Origin of the sequence: Bifidobacterium tissieri, assembly GCF_002259645.1 — a bacterium.
Lineage (GTDB): Bacteria > Actinomycetota > Actinomycetes > Actinomycetales > Bifidobacteriaceae > Galliscardovia > Galliscardovia tissieri.
Genome location: NZ_MWWV01000005.1, coordinates 77,343 through 103,942, shown reverse-complemented (window position 1 = coordinate 103,942; position 26,600 = coordinate 77,343). Strand labels below are relative to the sequence as shown.

The 26,600-nt window shown below is 63.4% G+C and carries 18 protein-coding genes and 2 tRNA genes; 5 read left to right on the top strand and 15 right to left on the bottom strand.

Annotation, left to right across the window (positions count from 1 at the left end; all coding sequences use genetic code 11):
- Positions 1-31 precede the first annotated feature (31 nt).
- Positions 32-1,606: an amidohydrolase gene (locus BTIS_RS04965; RefSeq protein WP_094663241.1), complete on the bottom strand. Its 1,575-nt coding sequence runs from the start codon at positions 1,604-1,606 to the stop codon at positions 32-34.
- Positions 1,607-1,937: 331 nt separating this feature from the next.
- Between BTIS_RS04965 and BTIS_RS04960 the strand changes: the two genes are divergently transcribed.
- Both BTIS_RS04960 and BTIS_RS04955 read left to right on the top strand, forming a co-directional pair.
- Positions 1,938-2,732, top strand: coding sequence for a mechanosensitive ion channel family protein (locus BTIS_RS04960; protein WP_245819305.1), 795 nt, complete (start codon positions 1,938-1,940; stop codon positions 2,730-2,732).
- Positions 2,733-2,736: 4 nt separating this feature from the next.
- Entirely contained in the window at positions 2,737-3,270 is a 534-nt protein-coding gene (locus tag BTIS_RS04955) for a GNAT family N-acetyltransferase (RefSeq protein ID WP_169713059.1), read from the top strand.
- Positions 3,271-3,345: 75 nt separating this feature from the next.
- On the opposite strand, the gene amrS is transcribed toward BTIS_RS04955, so the two are convergent.
- The 10 genes from amrS to BTIS_RS04900 all read right to left on the bottom strand — a co-directional run bounded on the left by amrS (position 3,346) and on the right by BTIS_RS04900 (position 14,744).
- Positions 3,346-4,455: an AmmeMemoRadiSam system radical SAM enzyme gene (amrS, locus tag BTIS_RS04950; protein ID WP_094663239.1), complete on the bottom strand. Its 1,110-nt coding sequence runs from the start codon at positions 4,453-4,455 to the stop codon at positions 3,346-3,348.
- Positions 4,456-4,461: 6 nt separating this feature from the next.
- Positions 4,462-6,105, bottom strand: a complete 1,644-nt coding sequence (amrB, locus tag BTIS_RS04945) for an AmmeMemoRadiSam system protein B (RefSeq protein ID WP_094663237.1) — start codon at positions 6,103-6,105, stop codon at positions 4,462-4,464.
- A gap of 192 nt (positions 6,106-6,297) precedes the next feature.
- Positions 6,298-7,434 (bottom strand): D-alanine--D-alanine ligase family protein, encoded by a 1,137-nt coding sequence (locus BTIS_RS04940; protein WP_094663235.1) that lies wholly within the window; start codon positions 7,432-7,434, stop codon positions 6,298-6,300.
- A 128-nt stretch (positions 7,435-7,562) separates the two neighbouring features.
- Positions 7,563-8,561: an NAD(P)H-dependent glycerol-3-phosphate dehydrogenase gene (locus BTIS_RS04935; protein ID WP_094663233.1), complete on the bottom strand. Its 999-nt coding sequence runs from the start codon at positions 8,559-8,561 to the stop codon at positions 7,563-7,565.
- A gap of 565 nt (positions 8,562-9,126) precedes the next feature.
- Positions 9,127-9,202: transfer RNA gene (locus BTIS_RS04925), tRNA-Asn, on the bottom strand.
- Positions 9,203-9,246: 44 nt separating this feature from the next.
- Positions 9,247-9,320, bottom strand: a tRNA-Lys gene (locus tag BTIS_RS04920).
- A gap of 475 nt (positions 9,321-9,795) precedes the next feature.
- A complete protein-coding gene (locus BTIS_RS04915; RefSeq protein ID WP_094663229.1) occupies positions 9,796-11,313 on the bottom strand; it encodes a formate--tetrahydrofolate ligase in 1,518 nt (505 codons plus the stop codon).
- 129 nt (positions 11,314-11,442) lie between these two features.
- Entirely contained in the window at positions 11,443-13,038 is a 1,596-nt protein-coding gene (locus BTIS_RS04910) for a C69 family dipeptidase (RefSeq protein ID WP_094663227.1), read from the bottom strand.
- Positions 13,039-13,137: 99 nt separating this feature from the next.
- Positions 13,138-13,698 carry a YbhB/YbcL family Raf kinase inhibitor-like protein gene (locus BTIS_RS04905; protein ID WP_094663225.1) on the bottom strand — a complete coding sequence of 187 codons (561 nt, stop codon included), beginning with the start codon at positions 13,696-13,698 and terminating at the stop codon, positions 13,138-13,140.
- Positions 13,695-14,744, bottom strand: coding sequence for a LacI family DNA-binding transcriptional regulator (locus tag BTIS_RS04900; RefSeq protein ID WP_158216848.1), 1,050 nt, complete (start codon positions 14,742-14,744; stop codon positions 13,695-13,697). The genes BTIS_RS04905 and BTIS_RS04900 overlap by 4 nt, the downstream gene beginning before the upstream one ends.
- 243 nt (positions 14,745-14,987) lie before the next feature.
- Here BTIS_RS04900 and BTIS_RS04895 point away from each other — a divergent pair, with 243 nt between their 5' ends.
- A complete protein-coding gene (locus BTIS_RS04895) occupies positions 14,988-16,481 on the top strand; it encodes an MFS transporter (RefSeq protein ID WP_211279429.1) in 1,494 nt (497 codons plus the stop codon).
- 170 nt (positions 16,482-16,651) lie between these two features.
- On the top strand, positions 16,652-18,481 hold the full coding sequence (uidA, locus tag BTIS_RS04890; RefSeq protein WP_211279428.1) for a beta-glucuronidase: 1,830 nt from the start codon (positions 16,652-16,654) through the stop codon (positions 18,479-18,481).
- Between the two features lie 17 nt (positions 18,482-18,498).
- Here uidA and BTIS_RS04885 read toward each other — a convergent pair whose 3' ends face one another.
- On the bottom strand, positions 18,499-19,614 hold the full coding sequence (locus BTIS_RS04885) for a LacI family DNA-binding transcriptional regulator (RefSeq protein WP_158216847.1): 1,116 nt from the start codon (positions 19,612-19,614) through the stop codon (positions 18,499-18,501).
- 167 nt (positions 19,615-19,781) lie between these two features.
- Here BTIS_RS04885 and BTIS_RS04880 point away from each other — a divergent pair, with 167 nt between their 5' ends.
- The gene (locus BTIS_RS04880; RefSeq protein ID WP_094663217.1) at positions 19,782-22,685 is read left to right on the top strand and encodes an alpha-L-rhamnosidase-related protein; all 2,904 of its coding nucleotides are present in this window, start codon (positions 19,782-19,784) and stop codon (positions 22,683-22,685) included.
- A gap of 34 nt (positions 22,686-22,719) precedes the next feature.
- Here the strand turns inward: BTIS_RS04880 and ptsP are convergent, their stop codons facing one another.
- The 3 genes from ptsP to tmk all read right to left on the bottom strand — a co-directional run bounded on the left by ptsP (position 22,720) and on the right by tmk (position 26,469).
- Entirely contained in the window at positions 22,720-24,375 is a 1,656-nt protein-coding gene (ptsP, locus tag BTIS_RS04875) for a phosphoenolpyruvate--protein phosphotransferase (protein WP_094663215.1), read from the bottom strand.
- A 73-nt stretch (positions 24,376-24,448) separates the two neighbouring features.
- Complete coding sequence (locus BTIS_RS04870; RefSeq protein WP_094663213.1) at positions 24,449-25,696, bottom strand: DNA polymerase III subunit delta'; 1,248 nt, start codon at positions 25,694-25,696, stop codon at positions 24,449-24,451.
- On the bottom strand, positions 25,693-26,469 hold the full coding sequence (tmk, locus tag BTIS_RS04865; protein ID WP_094663211.1) for a dTMP kinase: 777 nt from the start codon (positions 26,467-26,469) through the stop codon (positions 25,693-25,695). The genes BTIS_RS04870 and tmk overlap by 4 nt, the downstream gene beginning before the upstream one ends.
- Positions 26,470-26,600: the final 131 nt, after the last annotated feature.

Sequence of the window (26,600 nt, the reverse complement as noted above, 5' to 3'; positions counted from 1 at the left end):
CTTCGAGATCCATTGTAGGGCGGCGGGATCGTCAGAGAGCGAAATGGGTCCAGCGGCCGGCGCACATGGTGGCGGCGACGGGCATGGATCGCAGTTCCGCCGGGGAGGACATGGCCAGCGGATTCCTATCGAGCAGGACCAGATCGGCCGGCATACCGACATGCGGGGCCACGCCCTGGCCGAATGTGGACGAGGCCAGTGCGGTACGCAGGTCGAGACGCTGCTCGGGCTGGTAGGCGTCGCGATCATCGTCGGTGCGGTACACGGCTGCGGCCATGGCCACCCACGGGTCGAGTACGGCCACGGGCGCGTCGGAGCCGAATCGGAGCGGCACACCGGCGTTGTGCAGCGTGCGGTACGGGAAGGGGATGGCGTCCATGCCCGCCCAGTATCGGGATACGACATCACGATCGTCGACGGCATGCTGCGGCTGCACGCTGGCCGTCAGTCCCAGACCGGCGAATCGTGTGACGTCGTTCGGCTGCAGCTGCTGCGCGTGTTCGATGGCGCCGTGGGCGCCGGACTGGGCGAATGCGTCGAGCACCACGGCGTTGGCGGCGTCGCCGATCGCGTGACAGGCCACGTCGAATCCGTTGTCGCGGGCGACGGTCATATAGTGTTCGATCGCCTCGGGACTGTAGCTCAGCACGCCGCACGTTTCGGGCGTGATGTTCGAGTATGGCTGGCTGCAGTAGGCGGATCGTGTGTTCAGGGATCCGTCGGAGATGAGTTTCAACGTGGTGGCGTGGGCCAGACCGTGGCTGCCGGGGATCTCGTCGCCGCCACGCCACCCGTCGGCCACGGCCTGTTCGATACGTTCCGGATAGATGCCCGCGCGCACACGCAACCGGTCGAGCCCGGCGGCGAATCGTGCGGTCCACTGGCTGATCGTATCGGCCATTTCGTAGTCGCAGATGCCGACGACGCCCTTGCCTGCGGCGTCACGTTCGGCGGCGTCGATCATGCGCAGCTGTTCGCTGCCTGTCGCGTCGTCAAGACGGCAGTAGGCGTCGAACCATTCCAGTTCCCCGACCAGGCCGTTCGGTCCCACATGCACGCCAAGTCGACGCGCGGCGGCCGAATTCACCCATCCGCAGTGCATGTCGGCGCTGGACAGGGCCACGGGCTGGTCGCCGGACACCGCGTCGATGGCGGCAAGCGTCGGCTGTTCGGCATCCGACCACAATGAGTGGCGGAATCGCATACCCACGACGAAGGCGTTGGGGTCCAATCCTTCTGCGGATGTTCGCCGCGCATCGAGATAATCGCGCAGCATGGTCATCGCCTCGCTTGCGCTTGTGGCGGCGAGCAGATCAAGACGGCCGAACGTGGCCGCCCACTGCGTGAAATGCGTATGGCCGTCCCACAGTCCGGGAATGATCCAACGGCCGTCGGCGTCAACGGTGTCGATGGGCGTGGGGCCGATAGCGGTGTCGGTACTGGCAACGCCGGTGTCGCCATTGCCGACGTTGCCTGTGGACGAGTGATCATCCGATGGGGATACGGATGTGACGACGCCGTTCTCGACGGTCACGTCGACGAGACGATCGTTGTCGACAAGACGGGCGTTGACGATACGGACGGCGGTGGTTTCGGACTCGGTCATGCGACTCATCATGCCACCGCCGGCTACGAAGACGGCAGCCAAGGACCGATATGCAGAACGGCAGCAGATATCACATGTCAACGAATATCATCGAATATCATCGCGTATCTTCACGTGCCGCACAGATTCAACCCGTACGATGGGAACATTCCACCCGCATCCTTACAACCCTCATCCTTAGTGTGATCACACTAAGGAACCCACAGGGAAGGGCTGTGCGGATACGGAACCCACAACGGCCCGTAGAGCAGCCGCGCACGGCGAAACACCGGCAACACGACGGGCAACGACGGGCAGACACAGCAGACGAACACAGTGCATAGGAGGCAACGTGCAGGAACTGATCGATGATCCCCTGATCTGGCTGAAGGTGAACTCAGGAAAGATCTTCCTGCTCGTCGTGGTGCTGGTCATCGCGTTCGTGGCGGACAAGATCATTTCGAAGGCCATGCGCATCGCACTCGACAAAACCGAAATCCCCAGTGCGTCGATCTTCGTGAACATCGTGCGCGCGATCATCTGGGTGGTCGCCGCGAGCTTCGTATTGCAACCGGTGTTCGGCATCAACCCCACCACGCTGATGACCGCGCTTGGCGTTAGTGGTATCGCCCTCTCCTTCGGTCTCAAGGACACCATCTCCAACGTGATCGGCGGCTTCGGCCTTATGCTCAGCAAGGTGGTGAAGCCCGGCGATCTGGTCACCATCAACGGCATCACCGGACTTGTGGAGGACGTGACCTGGCGTCACACCGTGGTCAAGGAGCGTTCGGGCGACACCATGTGGATTCCGAATTCCGTGCTCAACACCGCCGCGCTGGAGAAGATGACCGAAGTCAGCGAGGGCATGACCACGATCGCGTTCACCGCCCGCGGCAAGGAGGGCGTGGACACCGACGCCATGGCCCGGCAGATCGTCGCAACGGTTCAGGCCGCCACCGATGACATTATGCTGCCCGACAACCCGCCGATCGTGAAGTTCAACGGATTCTCGCCGTACGGCATTGAGGGCAAGGTGCTGCTGTTCACCAAGCCCGGCGTGCTGCTGTCGACCATGCAGGATCGTGCGACGCGGGCGCTGGCCGGCGAGGGATTCCTGGTGCAGAACGCGGCGCTCGTCGAGGAGTGACGGCATGGGTATGATTCGCAGGGCGACGATCGCGGATATTCCGGATCTGGACCGGCTGCTGTTCCAGGTGGCGGCCGTGCATCACGAGGGACGCCCGGATCTGTTCAAACCGAACGCGAAGAAGTACACGGACGAGGAGCTGGCCGAGATCATCGCGGATGACGAACGACCGATTTTCATATATGACGATGACGGCACGAACGATAACGGCACGGACGACGACACAGACAACGACGATCGCGAATCCGATCGACCGCATCGCGTGCTCGGCTATGCGTTCTGCGTATTCCAGCGGCACGATGGCAGCCATGTGCTCACCGACATCACCACGTTGTACATCGACGATCTGTGCGTGGACGAGTCCGCGCGCGGCCGGCATGTGGGCACTGCGCTGTATCGGCATGTGCTTGATTTCGCGCGCGAACAGGGCTGCTACAACGTAACGCTCAACGTGTGGAGCTGCAATCCGAGCGCCATGGCGTTCTATGAGCACTGCGGGCTCGCGCCGCAGAAGGTGGGGATGGAGACGATTCTGTAATCCAACCCGTCGGGCCCGACCGTCGTTTGGCGGACCGAACGGATTGGAAGCCGAACGCACTTGGGCCCGACGGGATCACCAGACGCCGGCGATCAGCGTACCGCAGTCGGGACAATGTCCGGCATGATCACGATTAGCACGATCGTCATCATGGTCGACGCGGATGCGATTCTCCAGAATCCGATACCAGTCCCGACGCACGAGCGCTGCACGGCACGCGGGATTCGGGCAGAACGTGGTGTCGCCCTCGACGTCGTGCACATTGCCGGTGTAGACGTATCGCAGCCCCTCCCCCATCATCGCAATGCGGCGAGCGCGGGTCAGCGTCTCCGGCGGCGTCGGCGGCACGTCGAGCATGCGCCATGCCGGGTGGAATGCGGAGAAATGCAACGGCACATCCACACCGCAATGCTCGCGAATCCACGCGCATTCGGCGTGCAGCTGCGCATCGTCGTCATTGAGACCGGGGATGAGCAGCGTGGTCAGTTCCACCCACACGTGGCTGCCGGACGGGGTACGCGCCTCATTGACGGCGTAATCGATCGTGTCGAGCACGTCCTGCAGGTGCGTGCCGGTGACCTTGCGATAGAAATCCTCCGTAAAGCCTTTGAGGTCGATGTTCGCCGCATCCATCGCCCCGTAGAATTCCGGGCGGGCACAGGCGCTCATGTATCCGGCGGTCACGGCGATCGGATGGATGCCGAGTTCACGGCAGGCGCGGGCCGTGTCGATCGCGTATTCGGCGAACACGATCGGATCGTTGTACGTGAACGCCACGGATTCCACGCCATAGTCGTCGGCCACGTGGGCGATCCGGTCCGGCGACGCCTCCACACCCAGACGGTCCCAGTCGCGGGCCTTGGAGATATCCCAGTTCTGGCAGAAACGGCAGCCGGAATTGCAGCCGGCGGTGCCGAAACTCAGCACGCGCGAACCGGGCAGGAAGTGATTGAGCGGCTTTTTCTCCACCGGATCGATCGCGAAACCGGAACTGCGCCCATACGTATCGCAGACGATACGACCGCCGTGGTTCGATCGGACGAAACAGAAACCGCGCTGTCCGTCGGCGAGACAACAGCCGCGCGGGCACAGGTCGCATTGCACGCGGCCGTCGGGTAGCGGGTGCTGCCAGCGCGGTTGGGTATGCAGTGGCTGGGTTTGCGGCTGGTGCAAGATCCGACTCATGATCGTTCACTCCTTGTAGGCGGTCACCGCGTACCGGTGGCAACGTATGGCGGAGCCGTTCCAGACAGTGGTCGCGGGCAGTCCGGATTTCATCAGCAGATGAGAGACGAAGTCATGCGGGTCGGACAGGTCGTCCCACACCTGCGGCAGGAATGTGGCGCGGTGGCCATGACCGTCGTCGATGATCAGCCCATCCTCGCCCGGACGGAGTTCCGCTTCGAGTTCGTCACGACTGCTGGCCTGCATCGGTTCAGGTTTGCCGAGCACCGACACCTCCACGTCGAGCAGCGGATATTCGGATGCCGTGACCGGGCGGAATCGCGGATCCCGGCTGGCGGCGTCGATGGCGTGTTCGGCGATATCACGGCCGAGCGGACGGTACGCCTCCAACGTGCCGATGCAGCCGCGCAGATGGCCGCCCTCGGTGAGCGTGACGAAACTGGCACCGGGCTGACGCAGCCAGTCATATTCGTCGACGATGGTTTGCGGATCGACGTCGTCGGGGTCCTCGATGCCAAGATAGCGGCGCAGGGACAGCCGGGCGAGGTTGATGGCGATGCGGGCGCGGGCGGAGTCGGTCGTTGCCACGGAATCGGTCGTTGCAGCGGACTTGTCAGACTCTGCCGTGGCGGATTCCGCGGACTCATCCGAATCATCCGATGTGATCGGCCATGCCGCAAACGACGCGTATCCGACCACGGGTTCATCCGGATTGAGCGGCACCGGACGGTGGGCGAGCACGTCACCGTGCGCACGACGAGACGGATCGAGCAGTGACCGGGACAGGGCGACCTCGCCATCGTCGCCGGACGTGGAGCATCCCAGAAATCGCAGATCAAGCGGATTCGTATGCGATTCGCGACGGCACACGTCGAGCAGGCCATTGACCGGATAGGCACCGCACGCAAAGTTCGGATGAATCGGACCGTCGAGGTTGACGATGCGTTCGATCGTGCGATCGTCGAGTGCGCGGGCCATTTCGTTGGGATGATAATGCGATAGATCGGAACTGATCACGATCACCGTCTCCGGACCTCCCCACAGGGCGCGGATCACATCACCGACTTCGGCGGGACTCGCATCGCCGGCGTTGAGCGGCACGATCTGCAGATCGGGGCCAAGCACGGTCTGTAGGAACGGGATCTGCACCTCCACCGCATGTTCGCGGGCGTGGGTTGGGTCGTTGATCAGCATCGCGGGAGCGGGCGCATCGTCGGACGCGCGCATGCCGTTACGCCACGTGGCCGGATCGGCGTCGGCGGTCGACAGACCGAACGCCTGCGCCTCGCCGGCGATGTCGACCGGCACATCACCCAGCGGCGTGGCGAACGCCGTGGCGCGACACATCGCGACGCCTCTTACCGCGACGCGATGCGTGGGGCCGATGATCACGGCCCGGCGGATCGTGCCGCGACCGCGTTCCAGCAGCGCGTAGGCAAGCGCGGCCGCGGTTCCGGAATACACGTATCCGGCGTGCGGCACGATCACGGCCTTGGGCGCGCCCTGCGGCAGCGCGTGTGCGGGGAGTTCGTTGAGCAGTCCGCGGGCGTAATCAAGTTGATGATCGATCATCGTACGGAGTTCACGTGGATTGGCGGGGTAGAACGCGCCGGCCACTGCCGCGTGACGAATGTTTTCAGTGAGTTTCATCGCAATCACCGCCTCACTACGTCATCGTAGTCCGTGGTCGGGCGGGGTGGAGCGGTCTGGTGGTCAACACGGTCTGGTGGTCAACACAAACAACTATCGGCCCCTCTCAATGACACTTGATGGAGGTCAGTGGGAGGAGCCGATGGGCACTGGATCAGACCGGATCGTGCGGATCAGGCCTGATCATGTGAATCAGCGGAGGATGCCCTCGATGAGTTCGGTGATGAGAGCGGAGTAGCCGACGCCGGTGGCTTCCCACGCCTTGGGGTACATGGAGATGGAGGTGAAGCCGGGCATGGTGTTGATCTCGTTGACCATCACGCCACCGTCGGGCGTCACGAACGAATCCACACGGCTCAGACCCATGCCATCCACGGCGACGAATGCCTTGGCGGCGGTCTGGCGCACGCGCTCAAGCGTTTCGGCGGGCAGGTTGGCGGGCACTTCCACGTGGGAGGCGCTGGAGTCCATGTACTTGCTGTCGAAGTCGTAGAAGGAGTCCTCGTCGGTGGCGCGGGAGTCGAGCACGATCTCGCCGGGCCAGCTCACGCGCGGCTGTTCGCCGGCCTTGGGGGCCAGCACGGCGCATTCGATCTCGCGGCCGTTGATGCCCTGCTCGATCAGCACACGCCAATCATGCTTGGACGCCTCGAACACGGCGGCGGCAAGCTCGTCGGCGTTGTTTTCGGTCTCCACCTTGGTCACGCCGAAGCTGGAGCCGGCGCGGGACGGCTTGACGAACAGCGGGTATTCCAGACCGGCGGCCTGCACCTGAGCAAGGATGTCGGCACCGTTCGCGGCGAACTTGGAATCCTTGTCGTAGGAGCGGGCGTCGAGCGTGATGCCGGGGGCCACAGGAATGCCGGCCGCGGCGAGCAGCACCTTGGTGTAGTGCTTGTCCATGCAGGCGGCGGACGCGAGCACACCGCAACCCACGTACGGCACGTTCATCATCTCGAGCAGGCCCTGCACGGTGCCGTCCTCACCGAACGGGCCATGCAGCACGGGAAACACGGCGTCCACGTGGCCGAAGGATTCGAGGGAATCGCCGTTCTTGGCGAAGAAGCCGTCCTGCCCGAGGGCGATATCGAGCACCACTTCGCGGGAGCCCTCCACGGCCTTGACCTCGGGCAGCGTGCCGTTGTCGAGGTTCCAACCGCGCGGGTCCTCACCGTCGACGATCCAGGAGCCGTTCTTGGTGATACCCACCGGAATCGGCTCGAAACGCTCGGTGTCGATCGCGTTGAGCACGCTCGCCACGGAAATGCAGGAGATCGGGTGCTCGTCAGCCTTGCCGCCGTACAGCACCACGATGCGCTTCTTGGTCATAATCCTTGTGTCCTCCGAAATTCAGCCGTCGTTAACGCAAAACGCAATAACGGTAGATAGCGTACTCCGCGGCGGAGTCTTCATTCGTCGATGATTGTGTTGGTGATCATTCCGCGGTGATCAGGCGACTACTCAGCGGTGATTTCGGTGCCGAACAGTTCCGCGAGCATCTGCGCGCAGGAGATGCCGTCTTCGAGCACGTGGGACATGGCGGCGGCGAGCGGGGTGGGCACGCCGTAGCGATCGCCCAGCTCGACCACGACCGCGGTGGTAGGCACGCCCTCGGCAACGCCATCACTGGCCGCGGTGGCTTCCTCGACGGTCAGGCCCTTGCCCAGGTTGGAGCCGAACGTGTAGTTGCGCGATAGCGGCGATCCGCAGGTGGCGATGAGGTCGCCCACGCCGGCGAGACCGGAGAAGGTCTTCGGGTCGGCGCCACACGCCTTGCCGAGTGCGGTGAGTTCGGCCAGGCCGCGGGTTTCGATCATGGCGGCGGTGTTCTCGCCGTAGCCGGCGCCACGGGCCATGCCCACGGCGAGCGCGACTACGTTCTTCAGGGAGCCGCAGAGTTCGAGACCGATGACGTCGGTTGAGGTGAACGGGTGGAAGTAATGGGTGGAGCACGCCTGGGCCACGCGGGCGGCGGCATACGGGTTTGCGGAGGCGATCACGGTGGCACTGGGCTCGCGGGCGGCGATCTCCTTGCTCAGGTTCGGGCCGGAGATGGCAACGAAGCGGTTTTCGGGCAGCCCGAGGGTTTCGCGCACGACCTCGTCCATGCGCTTGCCGGAGCCGCGCTCGATGCCCTTCATCAGTGAGACGACGAGTGCGTCATGCGGGATGAGTCCCTGGAATTCGGTGAGCGCCTTGCGGGCGGCCTGTGCGGCGATGGCCACGACGATGATCTCCGCGTGCGCCACTGCTTCCGCGCGGTCACCGGTGGCGGTGATGCTGTCGGAGAGACGGTCGACGCTGGGCAGACGGTACGAGTTGCGATGGTTGTCGCGGATGTCGGCGACGATCTCGGGCTCGATGGCCCACATCGTCACGGTGTTGCCCGCATCGGCGAGCACCTGGCCGAAGGTGGTGCCCCATGCGCCCGAACCCAGTACCGTTACGTTGGTCATACTGCCTGCTCCTTATGTTGTTGCTTCCTGCATTGTTGCACGGTGTTCTACATGCTCTGCATGTTCTGCAATGGTCCGGCTCCCACGCCGTCCACGCACTCAGACCAGTGTAGTAACCCACGCCGAAGACGAAAAATGGGAAGGGGCAAACCGTGGAGAATGAACTGTGCCATGGGCATCTTCGACAGGTACACCAAGGAGACTTGCCGATGGCGACGCTTCCATAGCGCGCAGTCCGGCATCCGATGCTTGTTCGTCGCATGCATGCGTCCAATAAGCATCAAAGCCCGCCCTCAGTGCTCGATTGACACATACATGCTCCCAATAAGCACGGAGCGTCTCCCCCAGTACTTGTTTGCCATATGCGTGCGTCCGATAGGCATCGAAGCTCGCCCTCCATGCTTGATTGACGCGCGCGTGCGTCAAATAAGCATCGAAGACTTCCTCCGGTGCTTCTTTGACGTACGCATACGGGGTTATAGGGTTATAGGCCAATAGCCGGTCTGCGCGATGGACTGGATGGTAGGGAAAACGAAAAAAGCCTCGGAACCGATCCGAGGCTTGCTGGCTCCTGCGGCTGGGCTTGAACCAGCGACCGTCCGATTAACAGTCGGATGCTCTGCCAACTGAGCTACGCAGGAATATCTGTCAGAAAAAACCTCATCCGAAGATGAGGTTCAATCCGTGCCCCCTCAGGGATTCGAACCCTGGACACGCGGATTAAGAGTCCGCTGCTCTAACCAGCTGAGCTAAAGGGGCGTTGCTGTTGTTGTCTGTGTTCCTTGCAACGAGTGATAAATATACTCGGATTCAGAAACGATGCAAGTCACGGCGTGTCGCAAGCAATTGCAACGGTTTTGAAGAAGTGGATCTTACGACGGAAAGTCAGTAGAGCGGCGGTTTCGCCGAAATTTTGGGGGCCAGGGAGACGATCATCGGCGTGTCACATGGGCGTCATGACCGACATTGGGTAAACCCGGACATGGGTCTGGGTCAGAACGGACAACGATCTGGGTAAACCCGGACGATAACTCTGGGTCAAACCCGTACATATAAACGACTCTGGGTATTTCCGTATCACGAGAACCCCAAACAGCAGGCCCTCATAACACGGAAATACCCAGAACCAATATCAAACGTATGGAAATACCCAGAACCCCGAGCCCGGAACCGATTGAGACGGACCACCCGAGGGGCCGGAATGGTCACCGGACCCAGAACCGATTGAGTCAGATCAGACGATCTTGGGCATGGGGGTGGTGAGGGACTTGGTGAGGTTCACCTGCACCACGCCGGAACCGGCACGCACCTCCACCTTCTTCAGAGTCACGGTGCGCTCCTCGGCGGGGGCGGTGTCGTCGTCGGTCATGGTGGCCGGGGACTTCACGGCGCACACGGCGAAGTCGTTGAGATCACGACCCACACCGGCGACGAGCTCGCGGGCCTCGGCCAGCGACTCCTCGAATCCGGGCTTGAACACCACGCGCTCGGCAGGCACGCCGTAGGCGTTCGCGGCGATCCAACGCACGGTGTCGACCACGTCCTCGCCCTTGTGGCTGGCCTGCGCACCCGGCACACCGGCGGAATCAAGCGCGGTGACGAAGTCATCAAGCTGCTCGGTCAGGCCATCGCCGCCATCACGGAACAGGTTGCCAATGATCGGCGTACGGAAGCCCAGCTCGGCGGCGGTCTCGCGCAGCGCCGGAATCTGATCGTCCTCGCCCTCCCACAGGTTGATCAGCGGGAACGTAGGGATGCCAAGCTTCTCCAGACGGTTCACATGGAACGGGTAGCGCCACTGGCGATCGGGATCATCGCGCCAAGTGGTGGCACGCGTCACCACGAGCGCGGCGGACGGCCACTGGGCACCGTATTCGCGGGAGGCGATGTCGAGCCACTTCTGGGCACCGGCGTCGGCACCATAACCGGCCTCCACGATCACCACATCGTGGCGGGCGCAGGCCATCTCCACGGACACGAGCGTGGGGATGCCGACGGACACGTTGGCGAACGGACCGCCGTGCACGTACACCGGGGAACCGTTCACGGTCTCGGTGAGCGCGGGCTTGACGGCATCGGCGAGAATGTTCGTGATGCGCCACATGTCGGTGAGCTCGGCGAACGTGACGGGCTTGCCGTCGAGCGTGCCGGCGATCATGCGGCTCACACGCTCGGCGATCTCATCCATGGAACGGGAGAACACGACGATCTGCATGAGCTCGCAGGTGGGCGTAAGCACCATCTTCTCCGCCACGTTGCCCTTGCCGTAGTCCACGGCGATGGAGCGCAGGGAGCGGGACGGCACTTCGGAGACTCGCGGCACGAGCACGGTGTCGAGCTTGCCCTCGTCCACGGCCTTCTCGGCGAAGGAGACCAGCAGGTTCTGCGCGGCCTCGATGGCTCCCATTTCACCGCACAGACCCCAGTCGATGATCTCGGGGTGGGTCAGGGATGCCTTGCCGCCGCCGGATGCGCCGCCCTTGGAACCGGCTGCGGTGATGCCCATGCTCGGCTGACGCAGCACGGCGGTGGCGTCGATGCCGCGCTTGCGCAGGGCGTCGATCAGCGCGATCGTGGTGGTGGTCTTGCCCTCGCCGCGGCTCGCCTTGAGCGGGGTGTCGGCGGTGACGAGCACCACCTTGCCGTGCTTGCGCGGGACGTCGGGGTTGTTCTTCAGATAGTCGAGGTATCCGAAGGCATCGATCTTCTTCACAATGCCGTACTGGCTCACGAAATCATCGAAGATGGCCATGTTTCTCCTCTTGCGATTGCTGGTGATTACCGGAATTGCTTGCGACTGCAACGTGTTCCAGCGTACAACAACGGCTGGCGAAAGAACGTCGAACGTTCCACGCAGTCGCAAGCGGGACGGATCAACGGATCAGTTGTCGGACAGGTGGAAATCGTTGCGCATGTTCATGCTGGCCGTGTACAGCACGTCGGACAGCAGCGCGTCGGTCTCCGTCTTCACCTGATCGGACAGCGTCTGATTGGCGGCGGCGAGAATGCCACGCACCTCCGGATTGCGCACGGCGGCGATGATCGCGTCGGCGTCACGCACGTCGTCGACGGCCTCCTCCTCGTCGGCCAGATCGTCCAGATCCACCGGGTTAGTGTCCAGTCGGACCACCTGTTCGTCGGCCGCGGCGAGCATGCGGTGGCCGAGACCGCCGGTCTTCTCGCGATACCGGTCGATCAGCGGCGACGTGGCAGCGAAATGCGCGTCGGAGAGCGCGGCGATGATGCGGTTCGCCCAGTAGAAGTTGCCGGAGTCCACGTGATCGGTGGTGTCGGCGAAGTATGCGGGCGTATCGTCCACGTTCGCGTAGAACGGCACGAGCGTGTTGAACGCGTTGGATCCGTAGGCGATCCACTGGATCGAACGGCAGGATTCAGGGCGGTAGGGGCGGATCTGCATCACGGCGAGCTGGCTCTGGCGGTTGATGCCGATCGGACGCAGACTGCCGCGCGTGGATTCGTCGCCGAGCGTGCCGTACGGATCGTAGGGGGTGCCCTGATAGTGCGAGCTGAGCACGTACTTCACGTCTTCGATCGTGATCTTGCGTTCGGGCTGGCGCGCCCACGGAATGTCGTCGCTGTCGGGGCGGTGGGCGGCGTCGGGGCCGTCCCACACCTCGTCGTACGGGTTGAGGAAGCGCTGCATGTACCAGGCGCGCGGCGTGTTGTACACGTGGTCGCGGTCGGAGTGAGAGCCGAACATGTCGCGCGGGTTGAGCGGACTGACCGGCTCGACGGCGAGATCGAGATGGTTGTCGTCGATGAACTCGCGCAGGTCGGCGGAGCACATGTGCTCCTCCTGGTCGCCGAGCGCGTCGTCGATGTCGAATTCGTCGATGCCCAGCTGGTTCGGCATGGTCACGTAGGCGTCGTCGGGCACGCGCTTGGCGATCCAGTGATGTCCTCCGACGGTTTCCAGCCACCAGATCTCGTTGACGTCGGAGAACGCGATGCCGTTCATCTCGTACGTACCGTATTCCTCGAGCAGCGCGCCGAGCCGTTCCACGCCTTCGCGTGCGGAGCGGATGTACGGCAGCACGATGGTGAGCAGGTCCTCCTCGCCGATGCCACCGGGGATCTCCGGCTCGTAGCCGTCCTCGCCTTCCTTGCCGCGGGCGGGAGTGAGCTCGACGAACGGATCGGCGCCGATCACGCGTTCATTGGTGGTGAGGGTTTCGGTGGCGCTCATGGCCACGTTCGCCTCGTTGACGCCGGCTTCGCCCCAGATGCCCTGCTTGTTCACGGCGTCAGGGACGGCGGTGTATTGCAGCGGATCGTCCGGCAGGTCGATTTCGACGTGGCTGATGACGGAACGGTAGTGACGGGGCTGATCCTCGGGCTTGACGACGACGAACTTCTTCGACGTGAATTCGCCCTGCTGCGAGTCCTCGTTGCGGGCGATGATCGTGGAGCCGTCGTAGCTGGCGTTCTTGCCGACCAGAATCGTGGTGCATGCCATGGTGGGTGTGCGCTCTCCTTGTTTGGTGTTCGATTATCTTCGATTGCGTTCGATGGTGTTTTGATCACTCGGCCGTGCCGGGTGCGGTCGGATTCGGGATCAGGCCTTGCCGGTGAGGAAGATGGCGTCCTGATCGGCGGCATCGCCGTTGGCGGCGGCGTCACGCAGGGCGTGGATCATCTCGTTCATCCAGAAACCGCCGTTGAGCCCCTTGAGCGGCTGCTTGGTGGCGTACACGTGCAGGTAGTAGTCATGGTCCTTGTCCGGCGGCTGCGGTCCGTTGTATCGCATGGTCGCGGCGGGATCGGTGCCGCCGACGAATCGCGACGCCTGGGAGGTGCGGCCCTGCAACGCCTCGGGGATCATGGCCACCATCTGACGGGAGAAGTCCGGCGGAATCTGCAGCGCGTGCGAATCGTTGAAGTCGTACATGAGCGCGGCGATCGGCAGGTTCGCGACCGTCCAGTGAATCCATTCGAAACCGCATACCGGAATCGAATCGGGGTCGGTGAACGTCCAGTGCAGGTACTGGGCTTCGGGATTGACGTCGTCCACGTAGAACGGGAACGACACGACGGGCACGCCGGCGTTGATGTACTCCGGGTCGGCGGCCTTGGCGAACACATCGGGTATCACAGTGAAATCGGCAGATATCTTCATGATTTCAGTATAGGCGGGGCCGGTGCGATACTGGCGCGCGGAATGAACTTGGCCGGCATATGCACGATCGGGCCAGCCGATTCCCCCACGTGCAGCAGCCGTGTGATCAGATGGTTCGCCGCGGCCTCCCCCAGTTTGTGATAGTCGATGGCGATGGTCGACAATGCCGGCGCGCATTCCGCACCCTGCACGATGCCGTCGAATCCGACTACCGAACAACGCTCGGGGACCGCATATCCGCGGGCGCGCATCTCCTCCATGAACCCGATCGCCATCAGATCGTCGTACGCGATCAACGCCGTGGTCGGAGTACGCAGAAACTCGTCGACCGCCATGCGGCCACCGTCGCGCACGAAGCTCTCCCCCGGAAGCCGGCGCATGGTCATGCCGATCCTCCGGCCGGCCAGATGCATGGAATTCCAGCGGTAGCCATCCTGCCACGACCCTTCGGGACCGGACAGATACGTCACCTTGCCGTGTCCAAGCCGCAGTAGCTGCTCCATCGCGTCGGCGGTGGCGGCACGATCATCCACGACCACCGACGGCACGCCGCGCACCACGCGATCAACCGCCACCGTGGGCACCACCTGTGCGATCTTGCGGATCGACGTACTCGACGTTCTCGGCGACGCGAATATCAGCGCATCCACGAACGGTGCCAACCGTTCGGCCACCTCCATCTCGCGGACGGGGTCCTCCTGAAAATCCACCACGCTTGTCACGAATCCGTACTCCGCGAACCGACGATCCAGCCCGTGCAGCATGTCCACGAACACGGGATTGTCAAGGTTCGCCACCAGTACGGCGATCACGGAATGCAACGTACGGCGGTCCTCCACCGGCGCGATCTGATCGGGGATATAGCCCAGTCGATTCGCCACCTCGTGCACGTACCGCACCGTGTGCTCACTCACCCTGCCCGGGCGGGAGAACGCGCGGGACACCGTCGTCAACGACAGTCCGGCCGCTTCGGCCACGTCCTTGAGCCGCACACGAGGCACACGGGCGCTGCGACCGCCGACCTGACCGTTTTCCGAATCCTTCATGCGCACCATCGTATGGGCATACCCCCGCGACACGGCGAAAAACACGACAAACACGGTGAAGAATGCCCTCAACGCACCGATCGACGCCAGCAATCGTCGACGGCAATGGCAATAAACGGAAAGTCTGGCAAGATTCGGAAAGCCAACCTTCCTACCGGTCGGTCACATTAATCTGACAATCGCGAGCCGCGGAACAACGGAGTCCGCGTTCTCGCACCGATTACAGACAAGGAGAGCGACGCCATGTCAACCATGACAACCACCACGTCCGACGCTGACGGCACCGCGGCCGGCAACGCGATCGAGCCGGGACATGAACCGAAACCGATCCGCCCATTCGGACTGCGCGACAAGATCGGCTACATGTTCGGCGATTTCGGCAACGACTTCACGTTCATGTTCGCCAGTTCGTTCCTGATGATCTTCTACACCAAGGTGATGGGCATCCCCGGCGCGGCTGTAGGCACGCTGTTCCTCGTGGCACGCATCATCGACGCGTTCGCCGACGTGACCGTGGGCGTGCTCGTGGACCGCGCGAAGACGCATCCCAACGGCAAGTACCGTGTGGTGATGATGAAATTCGCCGCGCCCGTGACGATCTTCTCGTTCCTCATGTACCAGACGGTGTTCATCGACTCGTCGATGGGCGTGAAAACCGCGTACATGTACGTGACATACATCGTGTGGGGAATCCTGTACTCGTGCGTGAACATCCCCTACGGTTCGATGGCGTCCGTGCTGTCGCCCGAGCCGAAGGACCGCACCTCGCTGTCCACGTTCCGTTCGATCGGCGGATCGTTCGCCGGCATGTTCATCGGCGTGGTCGGACCGCTGGTGATCTACGAATCCGACGCCGCGGGCAACCAGATCATCCGCGGTGGCGAGGGCAGCCACATCTTTGCGATCGCCGCCGGACTGTTCTCCGCGCTCGCGTTCGTCTGGTACCTGATCTGCTATCTGTCGGTGACCGAACGAGTGAAGGCGGAGAACCATGTCAAAGCCGACCGTGACGCCGATCGTCGCGGCATCGCACACATGCTCGGCGCCGCGTTCTCGTCGCGGGCCATGGTGGGTCTGATCGGCGCGGCGCTGTCGCTGATGCTCGCACAGCTGTTCCTCGGCCAGATGATCAACTTCCTGTTCGCCGATTTCTACCGTCACGCGGCCTATGCATCCGTGGCGACCACGATCGGCACGGTGGTCATGCTGTGTCTGGCGCCGACGGTGATGCCGCTGGCCAAGAAGTTCGGCCATCGAACCATGGCGGTCGTCGGCATGACGATCTCCGCCATCGCCATGTTCACGCTGTACCTGCTGCACACCGACAACCCGTTCGTGTTCCTCGCCGGGTACGGCGTGGCGCAGATCGGTCTCGGCACGTTCAACCTGATCATCTGGGCGATGGTCACCGATGTGATCGACGACATCGAGGCCACCAAGGGCATCCGCGAGGACGCCACCTGCTACTCCGTATACTCGTTCTCCCGCAAGCTCGGCCAGGCGTTCGCCGGATGGCTGTCGGGTATCTCGCTCACGTGGATCGGATACCAGGCGGGTGCCACGGCGGTGCAGTCCGAGGGCACGATCAACGGCCTGTACATGTACACGACGTTGATTCCGGCCGTGTTCCTCGCGCTGACCGTGGTGTTCCTGATCGTCGTGTATCCGCTGACCAAGAAGCGCGTGGACGACAACGCCGCCACTCTGCAGGCCAAGCGCATGGTAACGGATCGCTGATCACACGCCCCCATCACACCCCACCCGTTCCTTAGTGTGATCACACTAAGGAACGCAACCACTCATAATCGTTGAAATTCCAACAACCCGTTTTTTTAGTGTGATCACACTAACCAATGTGGCCTTAGTGTGATCACACTAAGGAATGCATAAGGAGTAAGAAGCACATCATGTTTGATTCGTTGTATCCACGTCTGACCGCAACCCGCCGCATACAGAACATGTGCGGTACGTGGCGGTTCCAGTTCGATCCACGCTCCGAAGGCGTATATGAAGGATGGGAACACGGTCTGCCCGATCCCATCGACGTACCCGTGCCGTCGAGCTTCGCCGACCTGTTCACCGACAAGGCGTCCCGTGAATACACCGGCGACTTCTGGTACGAAACCGACCTGTTCGTGCCCGGCGAATGGCGTGACGCAAACGTCGGCATCCGGTTCGACGCGGCCACGCATCGCGCCACCGTATACGTCAACGGCGTTGAAGTGGCGCGTCACGAAGGCGGATTCACCCCGTTCGTCGCGCCGATCAACGACGTGGTGAACTGGAACGGTGTCAACACCGTGGTCGTGAAGATGAACAACGAACTCGGTCTTGACACGCTTCCCGCCGGCGAGACGAAGATCCTGTCCGACGGCACGAAGGTGTGCGCACCGTATTTTGATTTCTACAACTATTCCGGACTGCAGCGTCCCGTACGACTGGTCGTTTCGCCGCGCGAGCGCATCGAGGACTTCGCCGTCGTCAGTCGTTTCGACGGCGACGACGCCCTCGTCGACTACACGGTGGACACGAACGGCGATCATGACGTGGAGATCGTCGTGACGGACGAGGATGGCATGGACGTGGCCCGCGGACGAGGCAAGGCGGGAACGTTGCGCATCGAGAACGTGATCCCGTGGCAGCTGCGCAACGCGTATCTGTACACGTTCACCGTGCGGATCGTCGACGACGCCGATGACGACCGCGTGATCGACGAATATTACGACGAGATCGGCATCCGCACGATCGCCGTGGACGGCACGCGTCTTCTGCTCAACGGCCGACCGATCTATCTCAAGGGATTCGGTCGTCATGAGGACAGTGATATTCACGGCCGTGGATTCGATCCGGTGATGAACAAACGCGACTTCGAGAATCTCAAATGGATCGGCGCGAATTCGTTCCGTACCAGCCACTACCCGTACGCGGAGGAACAGCTGTACGAGGCGGATCGCGAAGGATTCCTGGTGATCGACGAGGTGGCGGCCGTCGGCATGATGAAGTCACTCGTCAATTTCCTCGACGCTACGGATGCAAGCAAGACCAAGGAGGTCACGTTCTTCGACGAACCGGTGGTGCAGACGGACACGCTGGCGGCACATCTGCAGGCGGTGCGGGAGCTGATCGACCGTGACAAGCGTCACGCGTGCGTGGGCATCTGGAGCCTGTTCAACGAGCCGGATTCGGCGTCCGATGCAGCGGTGCCGTACTTCCGCAAGGTGTTCGATCTTGCATTGGATCTTGATCCGCAGAAGCGCCCGAGGTCGTACACGAACGTGACGGCGTGCGGCGCAGGCAAGGACAAATGCCATGATCTGTGCGACGTGATCATGCTCAACCGGTACAACGGCTGGTATGTGGAGGGCGGCGTGCTGATTCACGAGGCGGCACGCCATCAGCGCGAGGAGCTGGAACTGTGGCATGAGCTCGAGCCGAACAAGCCGTTCCTGTTCACTGAATATGGCGGAGACACCATGGCCGGCGTGCACAAGCTGCCGAGCGTGATGTGGAGCGAGGAGTATCAGGTGGAGAACCTCACCGAGATGGCCACGCTGTTCGACGCATTCGACTGGATCGTGGGCGAGCAGGCGTGGAATCTCAACGATTTCCAGACCACCGAAGGCATTATGCGAGTGAACGGCAACAAGAAGGGCCTGTTCACGCGCGATCGTCAGCCCAAGATGGCGGCGTACTATCTGCGCGATCGATGGACGGCGATGCCGGACTATCTGGAATAGGCGGCAACGAGGAACGGCTAGCGGCGGGCCGGCCCCACGCTTTCGCGGATGATCAGGGAAGTCGGCAGGGCCAGCATGTCCGGGTCCTCGAAGGAACGGACCGTGCTGGCGTCAAGATGCAGAGCGGCCAGATCGTCGACGCCGAACGACGACAGCGAATACAGGCCCATGCTGTTCATACGCAGCAAAGTGCGCACACCGATCGCGCCGATCCGCTCCCGGGGGATCACGATGGATGTCAACGGCGGCATCATCATCGACGCCAGCGGGGAATCGTCGAACGTGATCAATGAGACATCGCCTGGCACGTTCACACCGTCACGTGCGAACTGGGCGATCATACCTGCCGCGATCACATCGTTGTAGGCGATCACCGCACTCGGGCACGACGGCCCCTGCAGCATACGGGCCGCCTGCCCGCCGCCCTCCGCGGAAGATTCGAACGGGCCCACGCGTCGCACGGCCATCCCCCGTGACTTGGCGACCGACTCGACCGCGTACCAACGCGACCTGTCCGCCCATGAATCGGGACCGGACACGTACACGACTTCCGCGTGCCGATTCGACATCAGCAGCGCCAACGCCTGATGCACGCCGGAAAACGCATACGGCACCACACTCGACACCCCATGAACCGGACGGTTGAGCGCCACCAGCGGCACACGACGGGCCAACTTCGCCAGACGCGGCGAATCCACACGATCGGAGGCGATCAGCACTCCCTTGGACGTCTCCGAAATCTCTTCCGTGAACGACGTCTCCCACTGGCCGGTGCGGTTCGACTCGATCACGCTGATGGCAAGACCGGAGGCGTAGGCCTCGTCCTGGGCCCCGCGCAGCAACGACGACGATGCGGCGGTGTCCTTGACGACCAGTGAGATCACGCCGGCCGTCTTACCGATGCGACGACGATATGGCCGATGCACGTAGCCGAGTCGTTCCGCTGATTCACGAATCACGGCCAGCGTGGCGGGATTCACACGATCGGGATTGCGGAACGCGCGCGACACCGTGGACGGGGCGACGCCCGCATCCGCGGCGACATCCACAAGACGCACCTCACGGCCAAGGGTGGCACGTCGACCCACAGGCGATTCCGCGGGCGATTCCATGGGCGATTCCGGACTCGTCATCGATCCAACCTCCCTCACGACGTGCATAATGCGCGTATACGCCTAGCCATGTCGTCTGCAAAACCGGCAAAAAACGCAAATCACAGGCAACAGCCATGCTAACCCACGGTCATATCTACCATCAATGCACGTACCACAAACAATGATGTTGACGAAAAGAGCATAGTATGACGACTCCGGCACATGCAGACACGACGGCCGTAAACACCACCGTAAGCGCCACGGCAAACACCACGACGCAGGAATCCGCCGATACGCCCGGAACGGGTTCCCCCAGTCTCGGCCATATCCACGTGGGACATATCCGCGTGAACGATCGCATCGAACCGGTGGATCTCATGTCCGGCACCCCCGTGACCGTGCGGTGGTGGGTGGATGACGCCACCGCCGATGCCACCGCCGATGGCGGCATCGATACCGAACCGTCGTCCCCATCCGAGTGGACGCACTGGCAGATCATCGTCACCGATCGTCCGGGAGGAGGCATCACCGTCTGGGATTCCGGACGCCAGCCGTATGACGGCACGGTCAGCGTGACGCTCGACGGATTCGAACTGCCCGTATCCAGCCGATACTGGCTCGAGGTGCGCGTCTGGGACGGCCATGGTCACGTATCCCCCTGGTCCGATCCGGTGACGTTCGGCAGCGGTGCCGGCGACCGGTGGCAGGCCGTCCCCATCTGGGTCCCGGCCGACGCCCCGGCGGACGGCGTTGTGGACGAGTCCGCCGAATTCAACCTGCCCGACGAAGAGACCGCGCCGACCGACGACTCGTTCTTCGTGGGCAACACCAAGGCCGCCGACCCGCACAATTCCCGCGGATGGGCGTTCCTGCGCGGCGAGGTGACGCTGCCGGACAAGCCGGTGCGCTGGGCCACGCTCAACGTGACCGCATCGAGCACGCGCGCGGCACGCCAGTTCGTACATCGCAGCTGGGTCAACGGATCGTTCGTCGGATACGGTCCCGTCTTCCCCATCGCCAACGAGGCACGCTACGACGGCTACGATGTGACGGCGTTGCTGCGCCCGGGCCGGAACGCCATCGGCGCACTGGCCTACACGGTGGAGGATCAGCGGTATCTCGCCCAGCTTGACGTGATGTTCGACGACGGGACGACAGCCCGTTTCGGCACGGGCGAGAATTGGCGAGCGCTGCCCGGCACCACGATCTACCCGGATTCGGCATCCGTGGGCACGCAGTATTTCGAGGCGCCGGCGGAGAACGTGCAGGCGGCGAACTATCCGTTCGGATTCAGCGAGCCCGGTTTCGACGATGCCGCGTGGTCGCCGGCGGCGGTGCGCGAGTCGTTCGCCGCGCTCGCGCCGACGCCTACGGACAAGCCCGAGGTGCAGTATCATGCGCCGGCCGCGATTCGCACCACCGACGACGGCCATCTGGTATTGGACTTCGGCCGCACGTGGGAGGGCGGCGTGCGCATCACGCAGGCAGTGCCCGACACGGATCACGGCACGTCCCAGACCGAGAGCGCACAAGGCAACGCACAAGAGAACGTCCACGGCAACGCACGGCCGACGCTGCGCATCCGCTACGGTGAGGTGCTCAATGCCGACGGGTCGGTGAAATACCATCTCAGCGCGTTCAACACGTACGAGGACATCTGGCATCTCACCGGCGACACCGCGTCCATGGAAACGTGGGGCTTGCGCGTGTTCCGATACGTGGAGATCATTCCGGCGAACGACGATGCGTCACGAGCTCTGCTGCGTCGACTGGCTGACGGCGGCAACACCAGCATCGAGGCCGCCGCACTCGTCTATCCGTTCGACCGTTCGGCGGCATTCTCATCGTCTGACGCCACGCTGAACACGGTGTGGGCGTTCTGCCGCAACACCATGGAATCGACCAACGGCAATATCTACGCCGATTCGTGGACGCGTGAACGGGCACCGTACGAGGGCGACGCATGGCTGCAGCAGCAGGCGCATCTGATCTGCGACGACGCTCCCGCGCTCGCCGAATATTCGGTGGACTGGCTGATCGCCAACCGCACCTGGCCGACGGAATGGCCGCTGTATCTGATTCTCGCCGCGCACGACGCATGGATGCGCACCGGGTCCATGCGGCAGATCGCCACGCACTACGATCAGTTGGTCGCGCTGCTGCCGCTCGGTCATTTCGACGAGGAATCCGGACTGATCGTCAAGGATCCCGGCGAGTCCAGCGTGACCGACGGCGATCTGATCGACTGGCCGCCGGTGGAACGTGACGGATTCGAATTCGGTCGGGTGAACACGGTGATCAACGCGCTCTCCTCGCAGACGTTCGCCGATATGGCCGATATTGCGCGTGCGCTCGGACGCGGTGAGGACGCCGACCGGTTCAGACACATCGCCGATCGTATGCGCGCCGCCATTCATGATCGCCTGTACGACGCCGAGGCCGGGGCCTATATCGACGGACTGACCGACGGGGCCGACGGCGAGCGCATCGGACATCATTCGCTGCACGCTTCGGCGTTCGCGCTCGCCTTTGCGCAGGTGCCGCGGGATCGTATCGCCGCGGTGGGTGCCTTCCTGCGCGGCAAGGGCATGGCATGCAGTGTGTATGCGGCCAGCGTGTACCTGACCGGACTGTACCAGGTGGGACTCGGCGCGGACGCCAATGCGCTGATCGCCGCGCATGACGGGCTGCGTACCTGGATGAACATGATCGACAAGGGGGCCGGTGCCACCATGGAGGCGTGGGATGTGGAGCTCAAGCCGAACACCACGTATTCGCATCCGTGGGCCGCGTCGCCGGCGTTCCTGCTGCCGGAGGGTCTGCTCGGCATTCGGCCGACCTCGCCGGGGTATGCCACGTTCACGGTGAAGCCGCAGTTGGGCGAGCCGGGCAAGCGTGGGTCGGTGGATCAGGCGCGGGCCGTTGTGCCCACCGTGCGCGGGCCGATCGTGGTGGATGCCGCACGCGTGGCGTTGGACGACGCCGGCGTACGGTACGGATTGCGTGTGGACATCGACGTGCCGGCGCATGCCACGGCGTATCTGAAGTCCCCGCACGGCGTAACGACGGGTGGCGGACTTGGCTACGGGCATCACACGGTGATGCTCTGACGGTCTGCCACGCTGCGGGCGGCAGACGATTCGTTCAGTCTCCCCAGGCGGGCTTGTAGAAGGCGCCGTCCAGCGCCTCGGACGCCTTCTGGCGCGCTTCCTCAAGCGTCCAGTTGGCGAGTTCAGCACGCACGTCGTCCAACGCCACCGGGGTCATCGACAGCGAGTTGACGCCAAGACCTGCGAGCACCACGGCCAGATCCGGATCGGCGGCGGCTTCACCGCACACGCCGACCGGCATGCCGTTCGCGTTGCCGGCGTCGGCGATCATCGCGATCGCACGCAACACGGCCGGATGCCATACGGTCTGGTAGTTGGCCACCGAGCCGAGCGTACGGTCCGCGGCCAGCGTGTACTGGGTCAGATCGTTGGTGCCGATCGACACGAAGTCGGCCACCTTGGCCACCTTGTCGGCCACCATGGCGATGGACGGCACTTCGGCCATCACGCCGACCTTCTTCAGGCCGAAGCTCTTGCCAAGCTTGACGAAGTAGGAGGCCTCATGCTCGTCGGCCACCATCGGCGCCATGACCCACAGGTCGGCGTCGGTCTGGGCGTCGGCAGCGGCAAGGGCCTTGAGCTGGCCTTCGATGATGTCCTTATGCACGCGCAGGGTGCGCAGACCTCGCAGTCCCAGCGCAGGATTCGGCTCATCCTCCGGGGTGAGAAACGGCATCGGCTTGTCCGCGCCGGCATCCAGCATGCGGATCACGACCTTCTTGCCGGGGAAACGACTGAGCAGTTCGGCATAGGCGGCGGTCTGCTCCGCGACGGTCGGCGGTTCGGTGTTGCCGATGAACAGGAACTCGGAGCGGAACAGGCCCACGCCTTCGGCACCGTATTCGAGTGCGGTGTCGGTGTCGGTCGAGTCTGACACGTTGGCGAGCAGCGGAATGTGGGTGCCGTCCTTGAGCGAGCCGGGCTTGCCGCGCAGTTCCTTGGTCTTGGCGGCGTGGGCGCGCGCGGCTTCGGCTACGGTGATCTCGTCGTCGGTCGGATCGGCCACGACGGTGTTCTTGGCAGCGTTGACGATCACCATCTCGCCGTCGGTCAGGCATTCGGCTCCGGCGGCGGACACCACCGCCACGATGCCGCGGGCGCGGGCCAGAATGGCGGTGTGCGAGGTGGGACCACCCTGCGAGGTGACGATGGCAAGCGTCTTGGTCATGTCAAGCGAGGCGGTGTCCGCGGGCGACAGGTCTTCGGCCACGAGCACGAACGGGGTCTCGCTGTACGGGATGCCGGGGGCGGGAAGTCCCATCAGATCGGCGATGACGCGCTGGCCGACATCGTGCAGATCGGCCGCACGTTCGGCCTGATGGCCGCCGAGCGATTCGAACACGGACTCAACCGCGCCGAATCCTTCGAACACGGCACGTTCGGCGGTCCTGCCGTTGGTGATAAGCGTCGCGATGTTCCGTGCCATCGATGGGTCGGATGCGAACATGGCGATGGCCTGCAGGATCGGAGCGGCCTGCTTGGCACCGTCATCGCCGTTGGCGGCCTCTTCGGCGCGACGACGCAGGTCGGCGTTCACCGCAGCAAGCGCAACGGCAGCTCTGTTGATCTCCACTGCGGCGGGAACGCTTTCGGAGCGGGGCATATCGGACGGCTCCGGCAGCGCGGCAGCCATGCGAACGACCGGACCGATCGCAACACCGTGGCCGATGCCAACACCAGTGATGTTCATGGGATTCTCCTTTGTGGCGGACTCCGTTGTCCGTTTTCGTCGCGATCACCGTACGATCAGCGTGCGATCAACGTCACGACACAATCAACGCGCAGAACAGCGCCTCAAACACCAGCAGCGGATTGCCGTTGCCCGCGAGACGACGGCGGGCCTCGGCCACGTATTCCAGTCGTTCGATGGCCGGCTGACGGCTCAGACGCGACGCAAGCTCGGCGATGGCCGTGCGATTCTCCTTGTTGACGATGCCGACGGACCCCTCGGCATCATTCTGCAGCACGGCGACGTCGCGATACACACTGGCGATGGAATTGAGCCCGCGGTCGAGCACGTCACGGCTGCGTCGTGTCACGCGCCGCCGCACGTCCCCCTTCTTGCCGATCGCATTGTAGGCACCACGGATTTTCGGCGGAATTCGGTCCTTCTCCCCCAATCCGTTGACACGACGAAAATCGGCCTGTTCGCGCGCGGTCTGCGCATCGATCTCCGCCTCGGCCTGCGCCTTGGCGTCGGAGATCAGATGATCGGCGAGCAATACCGCGTCCGACGCCTTGGTCAAATTGAGCACGCCCACCACGAGCGTGTCACGGTCGGTCATCACACGTTCGTTCGTGGCGTACAGCCGGGCGATGCCGATATGCCCCTCGGCCAGTCGCGCGGCGCGGGCCGCCACATGCTCGGTGAAGCGCTTGTCATCCGGCAGTGTGGGATTCACCGATGTCATCAGGAATTCGGCGACCGCACGATCACTGGGAATGGCGAGATTCACCACGCGCGTACGCGAACGGATGGTGGGCAGCACGTCCTGCGCACTCGGCGCGCATAACAGCCAGATCGTGTGCGCGGCCGGCTCCTCGATCTCCTTGAGCAGCACGTTAGTGGTGCGTTCGAGCATACGATCCACGTCTTCGATGATGATGATCCGCCACGACGTGGTGCTGGGCATCTGCTCGGATTTCTCGATGATGCCACGGACCTCATCGATGCCGATGGTCACCTTGTCGGTGGCGAGCACGGTCACGTCCGGATGTGTGCCGGCGAGGATATGGCGGCAGGTAGAGCATTCGCCGCAGCCATGATTCGGGCATTCGAGCGCGGCGGCGAATGCGCGGGCCACGTTGGAACGGCCGGAGCCGGCGGGACCGCAGATCAGCCAGGACTGAGCGATGTCGGCGGTGGTCGCGGCCGTACGGGACAGCAGTTCCACGGTGGGACGCTGTCCGACGATCGTTGACCAGACGGCGGGCGTGTGCTGCGGCTGCGGGACGAGCACAGTCGTTGCGGACTGTGGTTGCGGCGCGGTGAACGTGTCATTACTGGTCATCGGCTCTCCGATCGGTCGTCGTGTGTGCTAGGGACGTCGTGCACACTGCAGTCGTCGTTCACACGATCGTCGTGCATATTGTGCATTGTGCGGAGCAGATCGTCGATATCCGACTGGATCGCTGACCAGACCTGATCGATGGACTGCGCGGCGTCGATCACACGGAAACGATCCGGTTCGGCCGACGCAAGATCAAGGAACGCGCGACGCGTACGGTTCTGGAAGTCGTCGCCGGCGGACTCCATACGATCGGCCTCATGCTGCAGACGGGTATGGGAGACGGACGGATCCATGTCGAGCAGATACGTGCGGACCGGCAGCAGACCATTCGTGGCCCACAGGCTCAGATTGCGGATCTCGGCGGGAGTGAGCTCGCGGCCGCCGGCCTGATACGCCAACGAGGAATCGAGATACCGGTCGGTGATCACCACATCGCCGCGGTCCAATGCCGGGCGGATCAGTTCGGCCACATGCTGGGCTCGGTCGGCGGCGAAGATCAGGGCTTCGGCGCGCGGGGCGATGTCGGCGAGGGGATTGCCTGCCGTGCCGGAATCCGGCGACGCACCGTCTGACACGTTGCCTGACGACACGTTGCTTGACGACACGTTGTGCAGGAGCAGTTTGCGCAGGGCCACGCCCAACGGCGTACCGCCCGGCTCGCGGGTCATGACGACTGTACGCCCGCGGGATTCGAGATATTGCCGCAGTCGCTCCACCTGCGTGGTCTTGCCCACGCCGTCAACGCCTTCAAAGGAAATGAACAGTCCAGCCATGCCTTCTACCGTATCGGCGCGTGCCAACTTTCGCCGAGGCGCGTCACACGGGCCGACTTGCGTTACGTGGGCCGTTACGTGGGCCGTGTTGCGTTACGTGGGCCGTCCGGCCCAGATGACGCAGTGCCCGA